At 32.9% G+C, this 23,613-nt stretch carries 17 protein-coding genes; 8 read left to right on the forward strand and 9 right to left on the reverse strand.

Going from position 1 to position 23,613, the window contains the following annotated elements; all coding sequences use genetic code 11:
* Positions 1-22 precede the first annotated feature (22 nt).
* On the reverse strand, positions 23-2,509 hold the full coding sequence (locus tag ATE84_RS06460; protein ID WP_101446857.1) for a hypothetical protein: 2,487 nt from the start codon (positions 2,507-2,509) through the stop codon (positions 23-25).
* A 447-nt stretch (positions 2,510-2,956) separates the two neighbouring features.
* Between ATE84_RS06460 and ATE84_RS06465 the strand changes: the two genes are divergently transcribed.
* The 3 genes from ATE84_RS06465 (at position 2,957) to ATE84_RS06475 (ending at position 6,910) form a co-directional block, all read left to right on the forward strand.
* Positions 2,957-3,685 (forward strand): LytTR family DNA-binding domain-containing protein, encoded by a 729-nt coding sequence (locus tag ATE84_RS06465; protein ID WP_101446859.1) that lies wholly within the window; start codon positions 2,957-2,959, stop codon positions 3,683-3,685.
* A 2-nt stretch (positions 3,686-3,687) separates the two neighbouring features.
* A complete protein-coding gene (locus tag ATE84_RS06470; protein ID WP_101446861.1) occupies positions 3,688-5,619 on the forward strand; it encodes a tetratricopeptide repeat protein in 1,932 nt (643 codons plus the stop codon).
* A gap of 130 nt (positions 5,620-5,749) precedes the next feature.
* Positions 5,750-6,910, forward strand: coding sequence for a hypothetical protein (locus ATE84_RS06475; protein WP_101446863.1), 1,161 nt, complete (start codon positions 5,750-5,752; stop codon positions 6,908-6,910).
* A gap of 98 nt (positions 6,911-7,008) precedes the next feature.
* Here ATE84_RS06475 and ATE84_RS06480 read toward each other — a convergent pair whose 3' ends face one another.
* Genes ATE84_RS06480 through ATE84_RS06495 form a run of 4 tightly spaced genes read right to left on the reverse strand, consistent with a single transcriptional unit; the run spans position 7,009 to position 13,653 of the window.
* On the reverse strand, positions 7,009-10,506 hold the full coding sequence (locus ATE84_RS06480) for an efflux RND transporter permease subunit (RefSeq protein WP_101446865.1): 3,498 nt from the start codon (positions 10,504-10,506) through the stop codon (positions 7,009-7,011).
* Positions 10,507-10,512: 6 nt separating this feature from the next.
* On the reverse strand, positions 10,513-11,679 hold the full coding sequence (locus ATE84_RS06485) for an efflux RND transporter periplasmic adaptor subunit (protein WP_101446867.1): 1,167 nt from the start codon (positions 11,677-11,679) through the stop codon (positions 10,513-10,515).
* Between the two features lie 7 nt (positions 11,680-11,686).
* Entirely contained in the window at positions 11,687-13,048 is a 1,362-nt protein-coding gene (locus ATE84_RS06490) for a TolC family protein (RefSeq protein WP_101446869.1), read from the reverse strand.
* Positions 13,049-13,053: 5 nt separating this feature from the next.
* Positions 13,054-13,653, reverse strand: coding sequence for a TetR/AcrR family transcriptional regulator (locus ATE84_RS06495; RefSeq protein WP_101446871.1), 600 nt, complete (start codon positions 13,651-13,653; stop codon positions 13,054-13,056).
* A 183-nt stretch (positions 13,654-13,836) separates the two neighbouring features.
* On the opposite strand from ATE84_RS06495, the gene ATE84_RS06500 reads away from it, so the two are divergent.
* From ATE84_RS06500 to ATE84_RS06510, 3 genes are all read left to right on the forward strand, one after another.
* Complete coding sequence (locus ATE84_RS06500) at positions 13,837-14,811, forward strand: polyprenyl synthetase family protein (RefSeq protein WP_101446873.1); 975 nt, start codon at positions 13,837-13,839, stop codon at positions 14,809-14,811.
* A complete protein-coding gene (locus ATE84_RS06505; protein ID WP_233195756.1) occupies positions 14,804-15,157 on the forward strand; it encodes a hypothetical protein in 354 nt (117 codons plus the stop codon). The genes ATE84_RS06500 and ATE84_RS06505 overlap by 8 nt, the downstream gene beginning before the upstream one ends.
* 67 nt (positions 15,158-15,224) lie before the next feature.
* The gene (locus ATE84_RS06510) at positions 15,225-15,851 is read left to right on the forward strand and encodes a hypothetical protein (protein WP_101446875.1); all 627 of its coding nucleotides are present in this window, start codon (positions 15,225-15,227) and stop codon (positions 15,849-15,851) included.
* 6 nt (positions 15,852-15,857) lie between these two features.
* Here the strand turns inward: ATE84_RS06510 and ATE84_RS06515 are convergent, their stop codons facing one another.
* Positions 15,858-16,382, reverse strand: coding sequence for an alpha-ketoglutarate decarboxylase (locus ATE84_RS06515; RefSeq protein WP_101446877.1), 525 nt, complete (start codon positions 16,380-16,382; stop codon positions 15,858-15,860).
* Between the two features lie 114 nt (positions 16,383-16,496).
* Here ATE84_RS06515 and ATE84_RS06520 point away from each other — a divergent pair, with 114 nt between their 5' ends.
* Both ATE84_RS06520 and odhB read left to right on the forward strand, forming a co-directional pair.
* Entirely contained in the window at positions 16,497-19,271 is a 2,775-nt protein-coding gene (locus tag ATE84_RS06520; RefSeq protein WP_101446879.1) for a 2-oxoglutarate dehydrogenase E1 component, read from the forward strand.
* Between the two features lie 69 nt (positions 19,272-19,340).
* On the forward strand, positions 19,341-20,561 hold the full coding sequence (gene odhB, locus ATE84_RS06525; RefSeq protein ID WP_101446881.1) for a 2-oxoglutarate dehydrogenase complex dihydrolipoyllysine-residue succinyltransferase: 1,221 nt from the start codon (positions 19,341-19,343) through the stop codon (positions 20,559-20,561).
* 59 nt (positions 20,562-20,620) lie between these two features.
* Here odhB and ATE84_RS06530 read toward each other — a convergent pair whose 3' ends face one another.
* The 3 genes from ATE84_RS06530 to ATE84_RS06540 form a co-directional block, all read right to left on the reverse strand.
* The gene (locus ATE84_RS06530; RefSeq protein ID WP_101446883.1) at positions 20,621-21,031 is read right to left on the reverse strand and encodes a hypothetical protein; all 411 of its coding nucleotides are present in this window, start codon (positions 21,029-21,031) and stop codon (positions 20,621-20,623) included.
* Between the two features lie 228 nt (positions 21,032-21,259).
* Positions 21,260-22,186 (reverse strand): GYDIA family GHMP kinase, encoded by a 927-nt coding sequence (locus ATE84_RS06535; protein ID WP_101446885.1) that lies wholly within the window; start codon positions 22,184-22,186, stop codon positions 21,260-21,262.
* The gene (locus ATE84_RS06540) at positions 22,187-23,503 is read right to left on the reverse strand and encodes a hydroxymethylglutaryl-CoA reductase, degradative (protein WP_101446887.1); all 1,317 of its coding nucleotides are present in this window, start codon (positions 23,501-23,503) and stop codon (positions 22,187-22,189) included. It abuts the gene before it with no gap.
* Positions 23,504-23,613: the final 110 nt, after the last annotated feature.

Below are 23,613 nucleotides of genomic sequence, written 5' to 3' on the forward strand. Positions count from 1 at the left end.
CTTTGGGGATTACCAGAAATGATTACTCTGAGCTTTGATATAACTCATCATAATATCTAATAATTTGCTCCTCTAAATATATGTTAATTTTTTCTAAATCTTTGTCTTTCAGGTAAACTGTGAATGCTCCTTCCTTTGTCAAGGTTTTAAATTGATTCAGTTTTTCATCATTTTTGACTACAGTATTACCGTTTAATATTTTGTCTATTTCAAACCTAAGATTAAGATAAGATTCCAGGCGATTTCCATCTACCCGGTAAATGGTTTTAAGTTTCATATAATCAAATTGATCTCGCTCATCTGTTTGCTCCTTTTCAGCATCATTTAGCGTATGTAAAGGATGCGATTCCAAATCACTTTTTGCAGTGGCATACTTTACTTTCATTTCTTGAGATTTGGCTAAAAGTTCTTTTTGAAGAGTAACTAAAACATACTGAAGTCTTTCCTGATATACAGGAATAAAGTCTTTTCGCAGATAGATGCTATCCAGATAATTTAAAGCCGAATTTTTGAAATCAGTATCAGTTTTTGCTTTTTCTTTAAGTGTTGATAATTGATTTTGAATTTTATCTTTAGAAAAAGCTTTCTTTTCTTTAAAGTATTTTTGTTGAGAAATAGCTTCTATTTTATTAGCTACAGTAAAAGCATCACCTTCATAAATTTCGTTACGATATCTAAAACGATAGTAATTCTGCTTGCTTGTTTTTTCTTCTTGAAGTTTATTTTCTAGTTTCTGTAAAGTGTCTGTAGTTTTTTCTTGATTTTTTTCACTGTCAATATCTTTAGAAGCTCTTTTTCTAAATCTAAGGTCCGGTTTCTTAACATCAAAAGAATAGCTATATCCTAAAGTTACTGTAAAATCATGAGCACTAGTGTTGGTTGTATTTCTAAAAAGTGTTAGAGCGTTAAGATTGATATTATGTTTTTCTTTATATACATATCCTGCATTTGCTCTAAAATTCATTACATTACCTTGTGAATTACCATCTACAAGGCTTTCATTATATGAAGCTGATATACCAGTTCGTAATTTCTTGTCGAACAATTGTTTGCTTGCAGATAGAGTAGGACCATAGGTCAATGCATCTGCCAATTCAACAACATTATATGCGGCATTAATGGCTGCATTAATAGTTAATGTACGCTCTGGGTATGTAATTGCATAGTTTGCTCCCGCATTATAAAAATTAGTTTCATTATTAGTAGCATCGGCAGTACCTTGTTCATCTTTTGTAGTTTGAAAAGTAAGATTGAGGCCAAGATTCTGTTGCTTTTGTGGGCTTTGAGATACTAGATATCCAAGATTTAGTGCAGCATTTTGGGAAACCTGTTTAAAATCCAGGGTATCTAAATTTTCAAATTGATTTACCTGATTGATCTCATCAAAAGCTGTTCTTATATTGGTGTACGACTGAAAATTGGAATAAGAAGCGCCAATATTCAATCGATCTGAAGCTTGTATAGTTGCATTAATAGCAGAAACGATTCTATTCGATTGTGCTTCTTTTTCATTTTTTAAATCATCACGTTGTAAACCTGCGTTGAGGGCCAAAGAAACCCTGCCATTAAATAATTCTTGAGCAGCATTTAGTGTAATATTTTCGAGATCATTATTAAAGAAATAGGCTCCAAAGGTTCGGTATTGAGGATCAATACGTTCGTAACCCACACCTACGCTTCCTTTACCAAAGGAATAAGTGAAATCAGTGTTTAAAGCAGTATAATAATCAGTAGAAGCTTTTTCGTTTATTAAAAAACCTAGTACATTAGAGCCTTTGTTGATTTCCTCACCTTCTATATTTTCTGTTACAGCACTTTGGGCGACCTCTATATTGAAGCGTAATCCTTTTGCAATTTCTAGAGAAGATTCTAAACTAACGACTAAATTTTCTTTAGGGTCAATATGTAGTTCTTCTGGGATGATAATGTCTAGCGAAGAGGCTTCGTCTTTAGCCTTAAAAAAAATGAACCCAACAGAAAATTTATTAAAATCATAAGACGTTTTTAATCCATATCCCATTCTCTTATATGCCGGAATAGCGTCAGGTACGTCCTCATTATATTCTGTAGCTTTTAATAATCGACCATAGAAAGCACTAATTTTATAAGGTTTGTTAGGTGTTAAATCTGTACCAAAACCTGTAAATTGATGACCACTCACAGTATATGGAGAAAAAGTCATCGAGACATCACCAATATGAGTTGCAACCCATTTATAAGAGGGATGAATACTTAAACGATTTATTTTGAAAGGAGTGCTATATCCAAAATCCTGATTGGTATACGAAAATGATAAAGGGATATTGTAAATACCACTAATATTGAAATTGAGATTACCATTAATGAAGTATGTAAACGGATCTCTATTTGCTGATCCATCATAGTATACAGAGTTTGCAGAAACACCACCATTAACTTTCACTAATGGAGCTTTACCAATTTGTTCAAGATTTTGACTTGTGGTAATTAATGTACAGCCGAGAAAAAAGATGAGTAGTTTTAGTTTCAATATGTAATAGCAATTTGGGACGGCGAAATTAAGATAATTTTAACAATTAAGCAATATAAATTTCTAATAATCAATATTTTAAATTTTAATAAATAAAGGGTATGATATACTTATGTCTACAATGTTTTAGGCAAAAATAAGGTGTGCTAGTTTCATTTTTCGGGACTGAACAAAATTTGTTTTATTTTAAGACTATAGCTACTGTTTTATTGTAATAGAAATTCCCTTACCTCATTTTTAGGTTCATTCACCATATAAACTATACCATTAACCATATTGATTTTGCCAATATGTATGAATCAAATAGGTTTATGTGAATAAAAAAATAAAGGCCAGAAATAATTTATTTAAAACATGTGCATTTTTATTGTTTGTAATCTGTTCTATTAATCTTGTCAAAACTTATACTTTTTTAATACTTTGTAGCCTAAAGCAAAGAGGTTTTTTATGATAAAGAACAAAAAAGTATTAATAGTCGAAGATGAGTTTTCAATTGCATTAGATATTAAAACTAGCTTAGAGAAATTAGATTATGTTATAGTAGGGATTGCAAGTAACTATAAAGAGGCAATGAAATATAGTGTAGAAACTATGCCGGATATTGTCATCATGGATATTAATATCTCAGGAGATAAAAATGGTATTGAAGCAGCAGAAGATATTTACGCGAAATATGAAATTCCAATTGTTTTTCTTACTGCTAATGGAGATGATGCTACATTTAAAGAAGCTTTGCAATCCAAACCTTTTGGGTTTTTATTAAAACCCTTTAATATAAAAGAGTTGTCTTTTGCGCTTCAAATAGCTTTAAAAAAACAACTTGAAAACAAAAGTTCCAGAACTACGTGGTCAAATAATAAAGTATCAAATACTCTATTTATTAAGGATAAATCTCAGCTTATACGTGTTAAAATAGATGAAATTTTATGGGTAGAAGCCATGGATAATTATACTCAAATTATCACTAGAAATAAAAAGATTGTAGTAAATATGTTTTTGAAAGAGTTCTATGAGAAAGTACCACAAGATAAATTCTTGAGAATTCATAGATCATATATGGTGGCATTAGACAAAATTGATAAAATAGAAAACAGATTTGTTTTTATTGGGGATAAAAATATTCCGGTAAGCAAAGCGTATAAAAGTCAATTATTAGAACGATTGGATATTCTATAAATATGAAGAGAATAGTACATTTTTTTAAGAGGTATAGTTATCTCTTTTTTTTTATTTCAATAACTACTGCACAAACTGATAGTTTAGAACAAAAACTAATGACAGGCTCTAAAGCAGAAAAAATAGAAATCTATAAACAATTAGTCAGTACATATGGTAAGACAGAAATAGAAAAAGCTCTTGATTATGCTAAGCAAGGATTAGAATTAGTGAAGGATGACTATACTAAGGATACCAGTTTTTTTTATTTAAGAATGGGGAATTTCTATAATGCTAAATCAGAACATGAAAAGGCATTGTTTTATAATAAAAAATTACTAGAGGTCGTAAAAAAGTTAGAATATGAATTGGGAATTGCAAAGAGTTATCAAAATATTGGGGTGACTTATGTAAAAATGGGCGATTATAACCAGGCACTGGATTATTATTTAAAAGCACTTAAGATCTATGAAACATTAGAAGAAGAGAATTTTGTTGTGGGAATAACGGGTAACATAGGTTCTTTATATTCTTGTAGGTTGAAAGATGATGAGAATGGATTAGTATACTATAATAAGGCATTAACATTATCTAAAAAAAATGGAAACGAAGAATTTAGAGCTCATATTTTGGGTGCTGTTGGTGAAATGTATATGCGTCAAAAAGAGTTTGAAAAGGCCAAAAATATATTAAAAGAATCTATTGTTGTTGCTGAAAAAACAAATTATACCGAAGTCGTTATATCGGGATATAATAATCTATCCCAAATAAATATAGAGGAAAAAAATTTTATTGAAGCTTTAGAGTATACTAAAAAGGCATTACAGATTCGATTTGAAAGAGGATCTTCTGAAGATATTACATTAGCATATTTAACATTGGGAGATATCTACGATAAACTTGGAAACACTAAAACAGCAATATCTTATTACGATAAAGCGTTGTTGGCAGCTACAGAAACAAAAGCTTTACCACAACTATCAAGAGTATATCAGGCACTTCATGAATATTCTAGCAAGAAAAAGGAATATAAAAAAAGTTATGAATATCTATTAAAATACAATGCAGTTAAAGATTCACTATTTTCAAAAGAAAAACATAAGCTACTTCGTGAAATACAAGCAAAGTTTGACTTAGAAAACAAAGAAAAAGAAGTCGAAATACTAACCAAAGAAAATAAGATAAAGGTTTTAGAAAACGAAAACCATCGAACCACGCAAATTGTACTGATAACAGGGTTAGTAACACTAATAATAGTATTGGTAACATTATTGTATGCATACAAAAACAAACAAAAAACTAATAGAATCCTTGCAGAAAAAAATAGTAAAATATCTCAGACCCTGAAAGATCGAGAAATACTATTAAAAGAAGTGCATCACCGAGTGAAAAATAACTTGCAGATTGTATCTAGTTTGTTAAGTCTTCAGCATAAATTTAGCGAGCATAAAAGTGCTACAGAGATTTTACAAGAGATTCAGAATAAAATACAAGCGATGGCAATTATTCATGAAAAACTGTACAAGTCTAGTGATTTATCCTTAATTAATTTGCAAACCTATTTAGATGGTTTATTAACTCATTTCAAGACCAGTTATCACCTTTCTGAACGAAATATCACTATAAATGGAACGATAGAAGAGATTAATTTAGATATGGACTATCTGGTTCCTTGTGGCTTAATTATTAATGAGATTATTGCTAATAGTATTAAGCATGCTTTTCGAGATAATCAAGGAGGGCAAATTAGTATAGAAGCTTCTAGAAATAAAGACCAATGTATCCTTACCATAAAAGATACAGGAGTTGGTTTTCCAGAAGATTTTGAGATTGAAAATAGCCGATCTCTTGGGATGAAGCTCATACAAGGACTAACTCAACAAATTAATGGATCAATACATATTGCTTCTAATCCAGGAGCTTGTTATACCATTACATTTAGTATCGCTACATAATACTAGAAAAATCAATCAGCTTTACCCTGTTTTTTAGTGCATTCACCAAGTAAAGAGAGCAATGCACCATATTAATTTAGAAACCATATAAAAGGAGTATAAGTTTGCTCGATAAATATAAAAAAAAGCAATGAAACATATTTTAAAATTATCAAATATAGGAAGTGTTATTTTCTCTGTATTTTTTATGATTAGTTGTAGTTCTAGTGATGATGACGCTACAGTTTTAACACCTGAGGTTACTATAGAAGAGGGGAAACTTAAGGATTTCCCTTTATTTGGAATACAATACAAAGAAATAGATATTGTTGATCCAGAGATTGTCGATAATAAGGAAGTAAAGTATGGAGAAATCAAAATTACCGTCTCCAGTACAACCTCTTTAGATAATATAAGTGCCTCTATAACATCAGCAGAACTAAATCTGAGTAAATTTAGTGTTTCTCCTGGTAATGAGATTGCGCTGTCTTATGAAGATCAAAAGATAAACGTGTATACTATTAGTGCTGCCATTGGCGAAAAAGAAGAACTGCTTCATTATAATGTTAGTATAGTAAAAGAAGACCCTGTTATACCCGAAACTTTAAAAATAACGGGCTTTGTGTTTGAAAAGAGTAAAAATCCAAGCTTGCCAAATGATATTATAATTTCAAGAACTATTGAAGATACCGGAAAAGATGTAATATATCTTTTTATGCCCCTGGGAACAGATTTTTCAGATCTTGTACCAACCGTAACTTATGATGGAGCAAAGCTTGAGTACTATCAAGGTTCGAGTTCTACAGATTCGAATAGTGTAGAAGAAGAATATCCCACAGAAGGGAAAAGTATTAATTTTAAATACCCTAATACTGTAGTGTTAACAGTTAAGGATAAGAATGGTAAAGAATTTAGGAGAACTTCTGTAATTGTAGATGTAAAAAATCCTATTAGAATGGAAACAGAATCTATTACAACCCCAGATGCAACAGAAGGTAACTCAGAAACATTTACGGTTACAAAGTGGATTAATCAAGGAAACCATGTGCTTGAATATGAGAAGGCTACTACATATGAAAATCAAGACCCTATAACTCCTACCCGAGTGATTACAGCTCGTAGAATTTTACCATCAGGAGGATTATTGCCTGGCGAAAGCAGGGACATATCCGTAACTGTGAATTCTAAAGACTATCCAGAAGGAACGTATACAACAACTGCAGTATTCTACCCTAGTATAAAATATAATAAAGGAATTGATGATATATTAGACCCCGTAAAGCTAAGTATTACTTCAAAAATTGTTAAATAATAGAATAATTTATATAACACAATAGGAGTATAGGAACTAAGCAAAAAACGTCACGGTATATACCGTGACGTTTTTGTTGTAATCAATTTTATAAAATATTATGTTGTTGCAGCAACTACAGGAACTGCAGCAACTTTCTTTTTGCTAAATCTAACCTTTATCCGGTGCACAATAAAGAATAAGCAGGGCACAATAATTAAAGTTAAGAATGTAGCTATAATCAATCCATATATAACTGTCCAGGCTAATGGTCCCCAGAAAATTACATTATCACCACCTAGATATATTTTGGGATCTCCGGTACTAAATAAGGAGAAGAAATCTAAATTAAATCCGATAGCTAGCGGTATTAACCCTAATACAGTAGTAATTGCTGTTAATAGTACCGGTCGTAAACGAGCTTTACCACCTCTAATAATAATTTTCATTACTTCATCATTAGGTAGAAGTTCTTTTTCTAGTACATTATGTTCTACTTTTTTACGATCGATCAGTAACTGTGTGTAATCGAGTAGAACTACTCCATTATTTACAACAATCCCCGCCAATGAGATAATACCCATCATTGTCATCATAATTACAAAAGAAGCTCCGGTAACTAATATACCTCCAAACACTCCAATAAAACTCAAGAAAATAGCAATCATAATAATGGTAGGTTTAGAAATAGAACTAAATTGAAATATTAGAATCAACATAATAAGCCCTAATCCAGAGAAAAATGCTCCCATTAAAAATGCCATCTGTTTACCTTGTTCTTCTATCTGACCTGTATAATCAATCTTTACTTCTCTGGGTAACGTTATAAAACTAGCCATCTCTGTTTGAATCTGAGATACAATTGCTCCTGCATCTGTGAATCCTGGCTGTAAACCAGAATATACCGTTACTACTCTCTTGGTATCTTTATGTTTTACAGCACTAAATGAAGAAGTGTTTTTTTGTGAAGCTACGGTAGAAACAGGTATTTCTTTTAGTTTTCCTGAAGCCGGATCTCTAAAGGTGATATTTTGATTAAAGAGTGCGCTGGTATTATATCGATTATCTTCGTTAAATCGAACATAGATGTCATAATCTTCTCCTTCTTTTTTGTATATACCTGCTTTTTCTCCAAAAATCGATCGACGTAGTTGATTCCCTACCTGACCGGCAGAAACTCCTAATTCTCCTGCTTTTTCACGATCAACAACTACTTGCATAGCAGGCTTACCTTTATTAACATCAATTTTTAATTCCTCGATACCGGGGATGTTTTTTTCGTTAATAAAATTACGCATCTGTTCTGCAATAGTAATCAACTCATCATAATCAGGGCCTTCAATTTCAATATTGATGGGGTACCCGGCAGGAGGACCTACAGGATCTTTCTCAACAGAGATAGCGACACCAGGATAAATTCCTTTTAAAGATTCTTGTACTTTTTGACGTAATATTTCAGAATCTTTTCCTTTTCTATATTTAAACTCTCTCATTGTAGCCGTAATCTTTGCTTTATGAGGCATTTCGGCATTACTTCCTCCATCAGTCTGAGGATTTCCAGCTCCAGCTCCTACTTGCGATACTGCGGATTCTACAAGAAAATTATGGTCTTTTCCTTCTATATATTCTGACTCATTTACAACGGCATAAACACGTTGCTCAATCTCTTTAGTAATGGCATTCGTTTTTTCTATATCCGTTCCTTGAGGATATTCTACATAAACCACAATTTGATTAGGCTTATTGTCAGGAAAGAACTCGACTTTGGTACGCTGACTACCAATAGATGCACCAAACATGGCAAAAACTACAAATAGTAAAACAAAAGTCCCTACGACAAACCCGTAAGCTCTCCATCCTTTTAGTGCATAGGTTAAAAAACGTTGGTATTGATTCTCTAACCATGCCAGAATCCTTTGTTGAAAAAAATTTGCCGCTCTTTTTAAAATATATTTATAGACCCAAAACATAATAGCCGTAAAAATCATTACGCTACCAATTCCTCTAACAGGTCCACCAACTATTAATATAAAAACTCCAGTACCTCCTAGTATAGCGCTTAACTTAATTAATTGTTTTACAGTTAATGTCTTTTCGCCAACTTCCATAAATTGTGATACCAGCATGGAGTTGATGAATATAGCTACGAATAATGATGACCCTAATACTACTGATAAAGTTTTAGGAAAATAAACCATGAATTGCCCCATCACCCCAGGCCACATTCCCAGAGGAATAAATGCTGCTACTGTAGTCAAAGTTGAAATGATTATCGGAAATGCAATCTCTCCGATACCTTTTTTTGCTGCTTCTGTTCGAGACATCCCTTCTTCTTCCATCAAACGATATACGTTTTCTACTACTACGATACCATTATCTACAAGCATACCTAGCCCCATAATTAATGCAAAAAGAATCATAGTGTTCAAAGTATATCCAAGAAATGAAAGTATCATAAAAGACATAAACATAGTCAAAGGAATTGCAAATCCAACAAATAGGGCATTTCTAAAGCCTAAAAAGAACATCAAAACTCCAACGACCAAGATGATACCAAAAATGATATTGTTAACCAGATCACTTACTTGATTTTCAGTTTTTTCAGATTGATCATTTGCTACTGTAATCTCCAAATCTTTTGGGAACACATTTTCTTTAGCGTCGTCAAGAATTCCATTTATTTTCTCTACAGCTTCGATCATATTTTCCCCAGAACGTTTCTTTACATCTAGCATGACTACATTATGACCAAATTCTCTGGCATAAGTAGTTTTATCTTCTTCTTTGAAACTTACTTCGGCAATATCTCTTAGGTAAACAGCTCCGTCCTGAGATTTTACTACAAAGTCATCTAATTGCGAAGGGCGATCAATTTCTCCCAGAATTCGTATTGTACGTCTTTGCCCGCTAGCAATCATGTTTCCTGCAGACATAGTCATATTCCCATTACGGATGGTATTGATTACATCATCAAAACTCACTTTGGCAGCCATCATTTTGTAGATATCTACAGCAACTTCCACTTCTTTTTCCTGAGCACCACGAATATCTGCTTTTTTAATTTCTTTAAGATCTCCTATTTCGTCTTCAAGATATTCTGCAAATTCTTTTAGTTTACCAACCGTATAGTCTCCCGAAATATTAATGTTCATTATTGGAGTTTCCTCAGAAATACTCAAATCAAAAACATTAGGATCTACTTTAGCGCCATTAAAAGTAGGCCAATCTTCATTTGCTGTCTCAGAATCTACTTCGTCTTTTACTTTTTGCTTAGCTGCAGACACAGAGAGTTTTTCATCAAATTCTACAGTTATAATAGCGTAATCTTCTTGCGAAGTCGATAGAATCTCTATTACATTACTTACACTTTTTAACTTGTCCTCTAATGGATCTACAATTAAACGTTCAATATCTTCTGCCGTATTCCCTGGATAAGGAACACTAATGTAAATTTTGGTTTCATTGATTTCAGGAAAATTTTCTCTAGGCATAGAGAAATATGCAGAAAGTCCTAAAACCAAGAATATGCCGATCATTACATAAATAGTAGTTGGATTATTTATCGCCCAGGACGATAACTTAAATTCCTTATCTACCTTTTTCTTGTTAACTTCCATAGATTGTTAGTTTAAAATTTTAACTTTCTGACCATCTTTTACACTTCTAGCACCTTCACTAATAATGGCATCTCCATTAGTAATACCTTCTATAATCTCTATAAGATCTCCTTGTGTCTTCCCTGTTTTTACAATTACTCTTCTAGCCTCAGCTATATTTTGAGCATCTTTACCAGAGGTAACATAAGTATATTGATCTCCTTCTGCATTTTCAGAAATAATACTTTGTGGTATTAAGATTGCTTTTTCATTAGTATAATCATTGATTTTTACCTTGGCTGTAAGGTTAGGTTTTACAGTTCCTCCATTTGAAGGAATACCAACTTCTACCATAAAAGAACGATTGTTTGGATTAATATAATTTCCTACTTGACGAATTTTTGTGCTAATTGTTTTTCCAAGAACCGGGAAATATACTTCTACATTCTTACCCATAGTAACACTTGGGATATAACGTTCTGGCACTTCGGTTTCTATATACATGTCATCTAGGTTTACAATTCGAATCAATGCTGATTGTCCAGGAGATACTACACTTCCTTGTTCCGTAATAACATCATCTATAACTCCAGAAAATGGAGCGGTTACTGTTGTTTTAGCCAATTGACGTTTGATCTGATTTACTACGTTTTGCTGTGCTTCAAAATTTGTTTTAGCTTCGAGATATTGAATTTCTGAACCTATTTTTTGTTCCCAAAGTCTTTTTTGACGATCAAAAGTTGTTTTAGCTAATTGTGCCTGCACCTCTACTTGTGACAATTGCTGACCTAATCCACCATCATCAATTCTGGCTAACAATTGTCCTTTCGATACTTTTTGTCCTTCTTTAACATAAACTCTGGTTAAAATACCACCCATCTCAGGATATAGAACTATGTTCTTTTTGGTTTCAACATTTCCTTGTAACTCCAGATAATGATTAAATAGCGTGTCTTTTGCCATGATCGTAGTCACCAAAGGAAGTCTTTTTACAGAATCCAAAGCTGCTATTGCTTCATCTAATTGTTTTAATTGATCAGCAATAGCTTGTTGTTCAGCGACTACCTCGGTCCTTTTGGTCCGTATTGCTTGTAGATTACCGTCTTCTATAATTTTATCAATAGACTTTGCATTATTTTGTCCACATGAAATGATAAGAAGTGATATAGATAATATGGTAAGTATCTTTTTCATAATATGGTTAATTATTGTTTGGTGTGTTTAAAATCGTTTCTAGTTCAGCTTTTTTGTTAATGATATTAAGCATAGCATTTAATACTTCATTCTGAGAAGAATATAATTGTAATTGTGCTTGTCTTAATTCAAAACTGGAGGCAAGACCTTCTGTATATTTAATCTGATTTTTTTTCTCAATTCGTTCTGCGAGCGTAAGATTCTGTTTCGAAGTGTTATAACTTTCTATTGAAAATTTGTAATCACTTATGGCAGTATCATACTTAAGTTGTATCTCTCTTTGGATTCTTAAAAAATCAGTTCTTGATTGTTCATCAGCTATTCTAGCTTGTTGTGTTCTGGCACTTCTTTTTAAAGAACTAAAAATAGGGATCTTCAGACTAGCACCTAGAATAGAAGATTGAAACCAACGTTGATCACTATCTAAAAAGGTAAAAGAATTACTATTAGCTTGTGTACCATAATTAACAAAAGCAGATAAAGAGGGGAGTGCTTTACTTTTTTCTAGTTTTAACTCTAGACGTGTTTGTTCAGTAAAAAGATACGCTAGTCTGTAATCTATATTATTCTCTATATTAAATGGTTTGGTGATAACAGACTCATCCATATTTTTTAAGGCAAGACCATCCAAATTATCAGAAAGCACAATATTCGAGTCAACAGGTACTCCTAGAGATAAGTTAAACATCTGTAAGGCAATTTTTTCTAACCGCTCTGCATTACTAAACTGATTCGTAATCTGTAATAAAGTGATTTGTAGTTGTTCTACATCTTCTTCTTCTGCCAGACCGTTTTCAAAAATCTTTTTTGTCTCTAAATAGTTTTTCTCTAGAGTAGAGGCATTATTTTTAAGAATTTTTACGTTTTCCTGAGCAATAAGCACACTACCATACGCATTAATAACACCTTTACGGACTTCGAGTTGAGTTTTTTCTTCAATATCATTACTGTATTGCAAGAAACTCTTTGCCGCCTCTAAGCCTACCAGATATGATCCATTAAAAATAAGTTGACTTAGGGTTGCCGTTGCAGATGCTTGTTGTTTTGTACCAAAAACCACAGGAACAAAAGTTCCAGGGTCTCCACCAGTAACTTCACCTGGTAATAGTGAAACAGGTTGTTTCAGTTGATTTTGATAATCAACTGATGCATCAATTTGTGGAAGACCATCTGCAGTGGTTTCCCATTTTCTTTTAAGTGCTTTTGCTACATCGCGTCTTGCGTTAATAGATTGATAACTGTTTTCTAATGCGAACTCTATCGCTTCATCCAGTGTAAAAGTGTATGAAGAATTTGCTGGTGGTTGTTGAGCTATTAATGTGGTTGTAAATAGCCAACCCAGACAGATTAACCAAAGGTCGTTTCTCATAAATATTACTCTTTTATTAGTAGATTGTTTAAAATTTTTAATCCTTTTTCTGTGGCAATGCCTCTAATATGATATTCCAGATAATCTGCCATAAGTTGGGTTATAGGAAATTTTTGCATTGGAAACATTTCTTGATCTTTAATTCCAATCATTCCATTGAAATATATCCTTGAAATAAATTGAATGTCTATATTTTTTCTAAAAACACCTTTTTTAATTCCTCCATCTAGGTTTTCAATAACACATTCTTGCATTATTTCAAATTGTTTAGCTTTAAGAGCTTTATAGATTTTCGGATAGTATTTCTGAAGTTGATATTGTGGAGCGGTTTTTTCATTTTTAAGATGATGCATCACAAAAGCTTTTATTGCATATAATTCTTCAATTGGCCCATTTTTTTTATCTACAATAGCATCTATTCCATCAGATATAATACAAAATAAATGATCTGTAGTAGCTTTTACCAATTCAGTTTTGTTTTGAAAATGAGTGTAAATCGTCTTTTTCGAAATTCCCATCTCGGTAGCAAGATCATCCATTGTGACACTCTTAAAACCCAGATTCAAAAACATATCATTAGCTTTCTCTATTATTTTGTCTTTCATTAAGGGGTACTTATTTTTAGCCAAATGTACACATGGAAACTTTAAAAACAATAAAAGTTTCCTGAGTTTCACATTTTTTTAACATTACGTTCAAATTTCGATTGATAAAATGTTTTTGGATACGAGATTATAATTAACATTAGTTTTTAAAAAGTTTCAATTACTTTAGCATAAAAAAGTACTGTGCACACGATTTCTGATTATCAGAGGTATTTTTTAGAATATCTATCTAAAAAAACGATAACTAAAGAGCCTAAGAACCTCTATGAACCGATATCTTATATCCTTAATCTTGGTGGTAAACGATTGCGACCGATTTTAGTATTAATGACTTCAGAGATTTTTGGAGAATCATATAAAAAGGCTTTAGATGCGGCACTAGCAATAGAGGTTTTTCATAACTTTTCATTAATACATGATGATATCATGGATGATGCTCCCCTTAGACGAGGAGAAGAAACCGTTCATGAGAAATGGGATGTAAATACAGGAATTCTTTCTGGAGATGCTATGTTGATTAATGCCTATCAATTATTTGAAAGTTATGAAGGGGATACTTTTCGAGAGTTAGCTAAACTATTTACAAAGACGGCAATAGAAGTGTGTGAAGGGCAACAATATGATATTGATTTTGAAACCAGAGATGATGTAACTATTCCCGAATATATCAGAATGATCGAATATAAGACGGCGGTTTTAGTTGGTGCAGCAATGAGAATGGGAGCTGTCGTAGCGAATGCTCCAGAAGATTGTAGGTCTTCGATTTATGATTTTGGAAGATTATTGGGGTTAGCATTTCAACTTCAGGATGATTATTTAGACGCTTTTGGTGACCCAAAGACTTTTGGTAAACAAGTAGGAGGAGATATAATCGAAAATAAGAAAACTATTTTGTATCTAAAAGCTGTAGAGTTTGCAAGTGAAGATGAGCAAAAACAATTAAGAGAATTATTTTCTTTTAGCCCTGATGATCCATCTCAAAAAGTAGATGCTGTAAAACACCTTTTTGAGACTACAGGAGCAAAAGATAAAACACGATTAGAGATTGAGAAATATACTAATCAAGCATTTTTGGTTTTAGAAAATCTTTCTATTGAAGAGGATAAAAAAGTAATATTGAAATCGTTTGGAGAACAATTAATGAATCGAAGTGTCTAATAAATATAATCTTATTACAGCGAAACAATTAATGGAGGAGGTCTCTAATTCTGATCTGTACCCTCAGTTTCTGATTCAGCTACAAAAAGATCTAAACCGTGCAGGAATTGATTATGATATCAAAAGTAAGACTCCTCAAGATCTGTTTTCTGAAATAGTGTATTTACTTATTGAGAAATTGCAAAATACATTTAATGAGTATCTTAATTTATTATATGCTGTAGATGTCTCTGAAGCTAAGATAAGAAGTCTGGATTCTGAAGATAGTGTTGATATAGCAGAATATGCTGCATATTTGATATTAAAGCGAGAGTGGCAAAAAGTTTGGTACAGAAATAAAGGATGAGGTTGTATTTGCCAAAAAATATCTGGATATGGTATAGAATATTAGGATAACAGAAAATTTTAAACGTATGAAATTATATAGTAGCATTTTTTTATTTTTCGTTTTAACCTTTACTTTTAGTCAAGAGATTTCTCAAGATAAAATAAGCGCTTCTTATGAAGAGTTTTTGAAAGAAGTTGGTAAAAAAGAAAGGGATACTTTGATTAAACAATCAACTAAAAGATATATTTGTTCAGAGTATTTCTCCGGGTATATTCATTATTATTATAAAAATGATCAATTAAAATTGATAAAACATATCTATAAACAAAATTTTGATAATAGTTTAGAGTATTACTATGTAGAAAATGATACGTTACGATTATTTACAACATTTACTGAAATTATTCGTGCTAATACTCGTTATACTGAGAGCGAAAGAGAAACCTCCTTTTCTATGGAAAAAGTGTTAGATGTTACCGAGAATCGAACATTTTTAAGCCAAAATCGCATTGTAATGTGTCATGAAAGACAGGATATGAAAAAACAATCAGAGTGGGATCGAGATTTTTTTAATACGCTAAACTTTAAAAAAGTAAATTGTACTACAGATATTGAAGATTTACGGTATAAATATAGGATACTTCGCAAAGCAGAAAAAAAACTCGTAAAATATGGAGGAAAACCTCACGGTTGTATCTTTTATTTGTGGTAAGACCACTTAGAAAAACACGCTTACAAAAGGGACATAGGCATTTCCGTAGATACTTTTATTGTTATCATAAAGGAGATCGTAACGAATCCCAATACTTACATTACCTATACGATAACCACCACCAACAAATAGGGACGGATACCAATAATTCTCTTTGAAATCTGCTGTATTTTCAATTTCAAGAGTTCTCGAAACTCCCATTTCCTGAAATTCAAGAGAGAGTTGAATTTCTCGTATTGGACTATAAAAAGCGAGTACGCTCCCTCCATAATTGGTTGCTGTAAAATTATTGGATTCAATATATCCAAAACTAACTCCTAATCCAGCAGCAAATTGTTCGTTAAAATTGTACACTGCCAGCGGCTCGATGACTCCACTAAAAGTATCATTCCCAAATCCAATTCCCAAATTACCTCCAAAACTAATGTTAGACCAAAAATCATCATTTTGAGAATAACTTTTTTGTAAGGAAAATAGAATTAAAATAACTAAGACAAGGATTTTGATATTTTGGCGAACATTAACTTTCATTGTTAATTTTATGAAAAATTATACTATAAATATAAATAATTCGATACCTATTATAGCGTAATTATTGTATTTTTGTTGCGTTTTATTATTTAAAAGACAGTTGAATACTTACATATGGATAAATATTCATTTTTGAATGCGGCTAATACCGCATTTTTTGCAGATTTATACGATCAATATTTACAGAACCCTGATAGTGTAGAGCCTAGTTGGAGAGCATTTTTTCAAGGATTTGATTTTGGATTAGAAAGTGCTAATGATTCAGGAGAAACTATGTATGCTGATCAAGCACCAGGAGAGACTGTTGCCGTTCCCCAAAATGTTCAAAAAGAATTTCAGGTAGTTCGATTAATAGATGGATATAGAACTCGAGGGCATTTGTTTACCAAAACAAATCCTGTTAGAGAACGAAGAAAATATATCCCAACATTGGCTTTAGAAAATTTTGGATTAAGTCAAAGTGATCTCAATACGGTTTTTAATGCAGGAGAAATTATTGGAATAGGACCCAATACACTAAGCAATATTATTGTTCACCTAGAACAAATATATTGTGATTCTATAGGTATAGAATATATGTATATTCGTAACCCCGAAGAAAGAGAATGGATACAGGCTCGGGTTAATTTTAATACCAATAGAACTAAATTCTCTGTAGAGCAAAAGAAACATATTCTTAGAAAACTAAATCAGGCAGTTTCATTCGAAAGCTTTTTGCATACCAAATATGTAGGTCAAAAACGATTTTCTCTCGAAGGAGGAGAATCTCTTATCCCTGCTCTTGATGCATTAGTAGAAAAGGCAGCTGATCTAGGAGTAAAAGAGTTTGTAATGGGTATGGCACACCGTGGTAGGTTAAGTACACTTACAAATATTTTTGGAAAAAGCCCTAAAGATATCTTTAGTGAATTTGATGGAAAAGATTATGAGGAAACTGTATTTGATGGAGATGTAAAATATCATTTGGGTTGGACCTCTAAACGAGAATCGGATTCTGGAAAGGCAATTAATATGAATATTGCTCCAAATCCATCACATTTAGAAACAGTAGGTGCGGTTGTAGAAGGAATAACTAGATCAAAACAAGATACCCATTATAAAGAAGATATTTCTCAGGTACTACCAATAGTAGTTCATGGAGATGCTGCTGTAGCAGGGCAAGGATTGGTTTATGAGATTGTTCAGATGGCTCAATTAGAAGGGTATAAGACTGGAGGAACTATACATATAATCGTTAATAACCAAATTGGTTTTACGACTAATTATCTAGATGCACGTTCATCAACATATTGTACAGATGTTGGTAAGGTTACCTTATCTCCTGTTTTGCATGTAAATGCAGACGACGCAGAAGCAGTAGTTCATGCAACTAATTTTGCATTAGATTTTAGAATGAATTTTGGTCGTGACGTATTTATAGATTTACTTGGATATCGTAAATATGGACATAATGAAGGAGACGAACCACGTTTCACCCAACCTAAGTTATATAAAGCTATTGCCAAACATAATAATCCACGAGATATTTATGCAGAAAAATTGATTTCTGAAGGTATTATAGATAAAGACCATGTTACTAAGCTCGAAAAAGAGTACAAAGCATCACTCGAAGAAGAATTGGAAGATTCTCGTAAGCAGGAAAAAACAGTAATAACACCATTCATGGAGGATGAATGGGCTGGTTTTGAAAGAGTACAAGAAGATAAAATGATGGAAGTAGTTGATACTACTTATCCTAAGGATAAATTGACCGAAATTGCTGAAGCTATTACTAAGCTTCCTTCGGATAAAAAATTCCTTCGTAAAATAGAAAAAATAGTAAACGACCGACATAAAAGATTCTTTGAGACGGACCAGTTAGACTGGGCAATGGGAGAGTTACTAGCTTATGGCTCTTTGTTAAAAGAAGGATATGATGTGAGAATGAGCGGGCAAGATGTAGAACGAGGAACGTTTTCACATAGGCATGCTGTTATCAAAGTAGAAGATAGTGAAGAAGAGGTAGTGCTACTAAATAACCTAAAAGGAGATCAGTCAGATTTTTATATCTATAATTCATTATTATCAGAATATGGAGTAGTAGGATTCGACTATGGGTATGCGATGGCAAGTCCAAAAACATTAACTATTTGGGAAGCACAATTTGGAGATTTTAGTAATGGTGCCCAAATTATGTTGGATCAATATATTTCTTCGGCAGAAGATAAGTGGAAGTTGCAAAACGGTTTGGTGATGTTGTTACCACATGGTTATGAAGGACAAGGAGCAGAACATTCTTCGGCTCGTATGGAACGATATTTACAGCTTTGTGCAAAAGATAATATGTTTGTGGCTGATGTAACAACGCCTGCTAATTTATTTCATTTGCTACGTAGACAAATGAAAGCAAAATATCGTAAACCTTTAATTGTATTTACACCAAAGAGTTTATTGCGTCATCCTAAAGTACATTCTTCTGTAGATGAATTTGCTAACGGTAAGTTTCAAACGGTATTAGATGACCCGGATGCGAAAGCAACAGCTGTAAAAACACTGGTTTTTTGTACAGGTAAATTCTATTATGATTTATTAGAAGAAAAAGAAAAACTAGGAAGGAAAGATGTTGCTTTGGTAAGAATAGAGCAATTATTCCCTTTGCCAGCGGCAGAGATGGATGCTCTGATTAAGAAGTATAAGGCAGATGAAGTAGTTTGGGCACAAGAAGAACCACGTAATATGGGTGCATTAAGTCATATGTTAATGAACTATGATGAAGCAAAAACATTTAGATTTGCAAGTAGGAGATCATATGGAGCTCCTGCGGCAGGTAGTGCAACCAGATCAAAGAGAAGACATCAACAGGTAATCGATTATGTGTTTGATGAAACAAAGAATAATCAAAGAAGATAAAATTTAGTAAATAAGTAAGTATAGTTAAAAATTTCCGAAGGAAATTATACAAAGGATAAATTCAGAATTATGGCTTTAGAAATGAAAGTCCCATCACCGGGAGAATCTATTACAGAAGTAGAAATAGCTCAATGGCTTGTTGAGTCTGGTGATTATGTCGAAAAAGATCAGGCAATTGCTGAAGTAGACAGTGATAAAGCAACCTTAGAATTACCTGCTGAAGCAAGTGGAGTTATAACACTTATGGCCGAAGAAGGGGATGCAGTAGCAGTTGGTCAAGTGGTATGTCTTATTGATACAGAGGCTGCTAAACCAGAAGGAGGCGAAACCAAATTAGCTTCTGAGGCAGAAACTCCTAAGGTAGAAGAGAAAAAAGAAGAAACTCCGACAGCACCTGCCAAAACAGAAACTTATGCAACAGGAACCGCTTCTCCTGCAGCTAAAAAAGTACTTGCCGAGAAAGGTATAGATGCTAGTCAGGTAAAAGGAACAGGTAGAGACGGACGTGTTACTAAAGCTGATGCACTAGACGCAAAACCGGCAATGGGAACTCCAGGGCTAGGAAGTAGAGGAGAGTCACGTCATAAATTATCTATGCTTCGTCGTAAAGTAGCAGAACGTTTAGTTTCAGTTAAAAATGAAACTGCAATGTTAACTACATTTAACGAAGTGGATATGCAGCCAATTTTTAATCTTCGTAGCCAGTATAAAGAAACGTTTAAAAGCAAACATGGAGTGAGTTTAGGGTTTATGTCTTTCTTTACTCTTGCATGTGTACGAGCATTAAAGTTATTCCCGGCAGTAAATTCGATGATTGATGGTAAAGAAATGATCTCTTATGATTTTCAGGATATTAGTATTGCAGTTTCTGGACCTAAAGGACTGATGGTTCCTGTGATTCGTAATGCAGAAAATTTAAGCTTCAGAGGAGTAGAATCAGAAGTAAAGAGGTTGGCAATCCGAGCACGTGATGGTGAGATTACTGTTGATGAAATGACAGGAGGAACCTTTACTATTACTAATGGTGGAGTTTTTGGTAGTATGTTATCTACACCAATTATTAACCCTCCACAGAGTGCTATCTTAGGAATGCATAATATTGTAGAGCGTCCGATCGTGAGAGATGGGCAAATTGTAGTAGCACCTATTATGTATGTGGCATTATCTTATGATCATAGAATTATTGATGGTAAAGAGTCTGTAGGATTCTTAGTAGCGGTAAAAGAAGCATTAGAGAACCCAGAAGAATTGCTTATGGATAATAATGTAATGAAAGCACTAGAATTATAGTAGTGTTATGAAATATTTAAAAAGCCTCGGTTTGTAAAAGCTGAGGCTTTTTTATTTGACTAAGGGTTAAATAACTCCCAAATTGCAAACACAACTTCTGAATTAAGAACAGCATTTTCTAATGATACTGAATTAGAAGGGTTGTCCCATGATCCTTCTCTAGACATGGGATTAAAAGGTTTATTTTGAATACTTGATAAGGATTTGGCATTTTGATACAAAATCCTATTATTGGTTGATTGGTCTATTGTATTAATATAAATATTCGTGTAGAAATTATGATGAAGTAAGTAGTTATTATCTAGCGTTTTAGGGTATTTGAAATGTGGGTTTTGGAGATCATAAAGCGAAAAATAATTTGGCTGATTTGTTAAAGCGTAATTTAAATTGGGAGTGTTTGTAATAGATTGAGAAAAAGCCAGGTTACTGGATATATAAAATGATATGAAAAATAAAATTTTTAGGTTCATGATACATAGGTTTTGTTGTCTTTCATATGAAAAATGACTTATGAAATAGGAATCTATATTAATAACAACAAATAAATAGTGGATTACCCTATTTTTAAAAGGTTAATTTTAGGATTTATAATATACATAATGTAGACACTACTAAATTATATGACAACCACTCTTAATGTGTTGCCGTCTTAATACAAACTATTATTAGGCCTTCTAGATATAGTAGGTTGGTGTGTGCTACTCTAATATCATTTCCTTATAAGGTATAATTGTAGTGTATCCTTTTTCTTTGAAATAAGACATTTCTGAAGAATTTCCGGTAACCAGGACAAAATCTCCACCCCAACCCCCAAGACTTTTAATACTACCAGGATAATCAGAGAATAAGATAGATTTTATTGTTGGAGTCTTAATAATTTTAGAAATGATTTCTTCGTGTAAATCGATTAAGGTATTAAACTTGGCAAGAGTAGTGCAATCTAATATTTTAGAAGTAATTTCATTCACTGTAGTTTCTGCATTATCAAAATCCTTTAGCGGTAGTGATTGATAATGCTTGATAGAAGCTTTACTGTCCTGTTTTTTGTTTAAATGAATGAAAAATAGATTCTCTTTAAAAGAAGGATTGAAATTAGCAGTTTTTATAATTGGTTTGCCTTCGGTGCGTTTATATAAAATAGGAGAATCATGTTGAGCACATGCAATATCATACCCACTACCACCAAAGCTTTTTTCAAGTAAAGTAAATGCATCTACTTTTGCCCACTGCGCAATGTTATTAATTAATGTAGATGAAGATCCAAGTCCCCATTGTCTATGAAACTCTAATCTACTTTCTACACGATACCCTTTTCCAGAGGAAAGAAAATTAGGATTTAGCTCTTTTGCAGCTGTAAGGATGGCAATCAGAGTAGTAGAGATATCATTTTCTTCAATATTATTTTGAATTTGTTTAAAAGTATTGTCTTCTGCGATTAAATTAGCCTCAAACCAACAGTTGCCTTCTTGATCAAAGCTTTTCCATATAATTTGAGGAACATCACTTTCTTCAATTAACAACCATTGCCCTTTTTTAGTAGGTATAGCTAAAGCACATGCGCCATCCAATACCAAATATTCGGCAGTAAACAATAATTTACCATGGCTATAAAAGGATTTTTTCATTTAAGTTCTTAATTTTTCAATCTGTGTTACTACTTCGCTATGGGTAACTGCATTGGTTTCAAAATATTTTATAAGCTGTTTTTTTTCGTCTTCTGTAGCTTTAAATTGATTAAGGATATTCATCAAGTGCATTTTCATATGTCCTTGTTGAATTCCTGTGGTGATCAGTGAATTTATGGCCGCAAAATTTTGAGCAAGTCCTGCTACGGCTGTTATTTCCATTAGTTTTTTAGCATTAGGTTTTTCAAGAAGCTGCAATGCCAATTTAACCAAAGGGTGAAGAGAGGTTAGCCCACCTACGGTACCTAGCGCAAGAGGTAATTTGATAGAGAAAGTTAAAATATCATTTTGTATTTCAGCATGAGTAAGGCTGGTATATTTGCCATTTCTTGATGCGTATGCATGCGCTCCTGCTTCTATTGCTCTAAAATCATTCCCGGTGGCTAATACTACGGCATCAATGCCATTCATGATTCCTTTGTTGTGTGTTACTGCACGGTAAGGCTCAATCTCAGCAATACGTACTGCTCTCACAAATTTTTTGGCATATTGCAGAGAAGAAAGTGATGAGGTATTGGGTAAATCTTTAATATCACAAGATACAGAAGCTTTTACTAAACATTGTGGAACATAATTAGAGAGAATACTCATGATAATCTCAATATCCTTTTCGGCAGTAGAAAAATCTTGATATTCTTTTGCTTCTATGACTATTGTCTTTGCAAACTGCTCCAAACAAGAATTAATAAAATTAGCTCCCATAGCATCTGCAGTTTCAAAAGTGCAATGCAATTGATAGTAGTTATCAATTTCTGTGGTTTTGTCACGAAGTTCAATATCAATTACTCCTCCACCTCGCTTTTCCATATTCTTAGTCATATGGGATACAGAGGTTAGTATTTTGGATTTTACTATAGAGAAAAATTGCTGTAGTTTTTCAGAGTTTCCGGTATATGTAAAATGTACTTGTCCAACTTTTATAGTTGATAATACTTCGGCTTTAAACCCACCTCGCGTTTGCCAAAATTTAGCAGCCTTGCTCGCTGCAGCAACCACAGAACTTTCTTCGATGGTCATAGGCAGCGTATATCGCTTATTGTTAATGAGAAAATTTGGAGCTACCGAAAAAGGCAGGTAATAATTAGAGATAGTATTTTCAGTAAACTCATCATGAAGCTTTTGAAGCCCGTCATCAGAATTCCAGTAGGTTACTAAAGTGTCTATTGCATTTTGATCATCATTAAAATGGTGTTTTGCCAACCATTTGATTTTATCAGCTTTAGAAAGTTTAGAAAACCCAGAAACTACAGGTGCCATTATGTTTGTTGTTATAAGTGGCTTCAAATATACTATTCTGTTTTGTCATACGCATAGCTAAATGATTTTTGATATATCAAGAGCATTATTCTTAACATGTTGATTTAGGA

Source organism: Aquimarina sp. MAR_2010_214 (genome assembly GCF_002846555.1).
GTDB lineage: Bacteria > Bacteroidota > Bacteroidia > Flavobacteriales > Flavobacteriaceae > Aquimarina.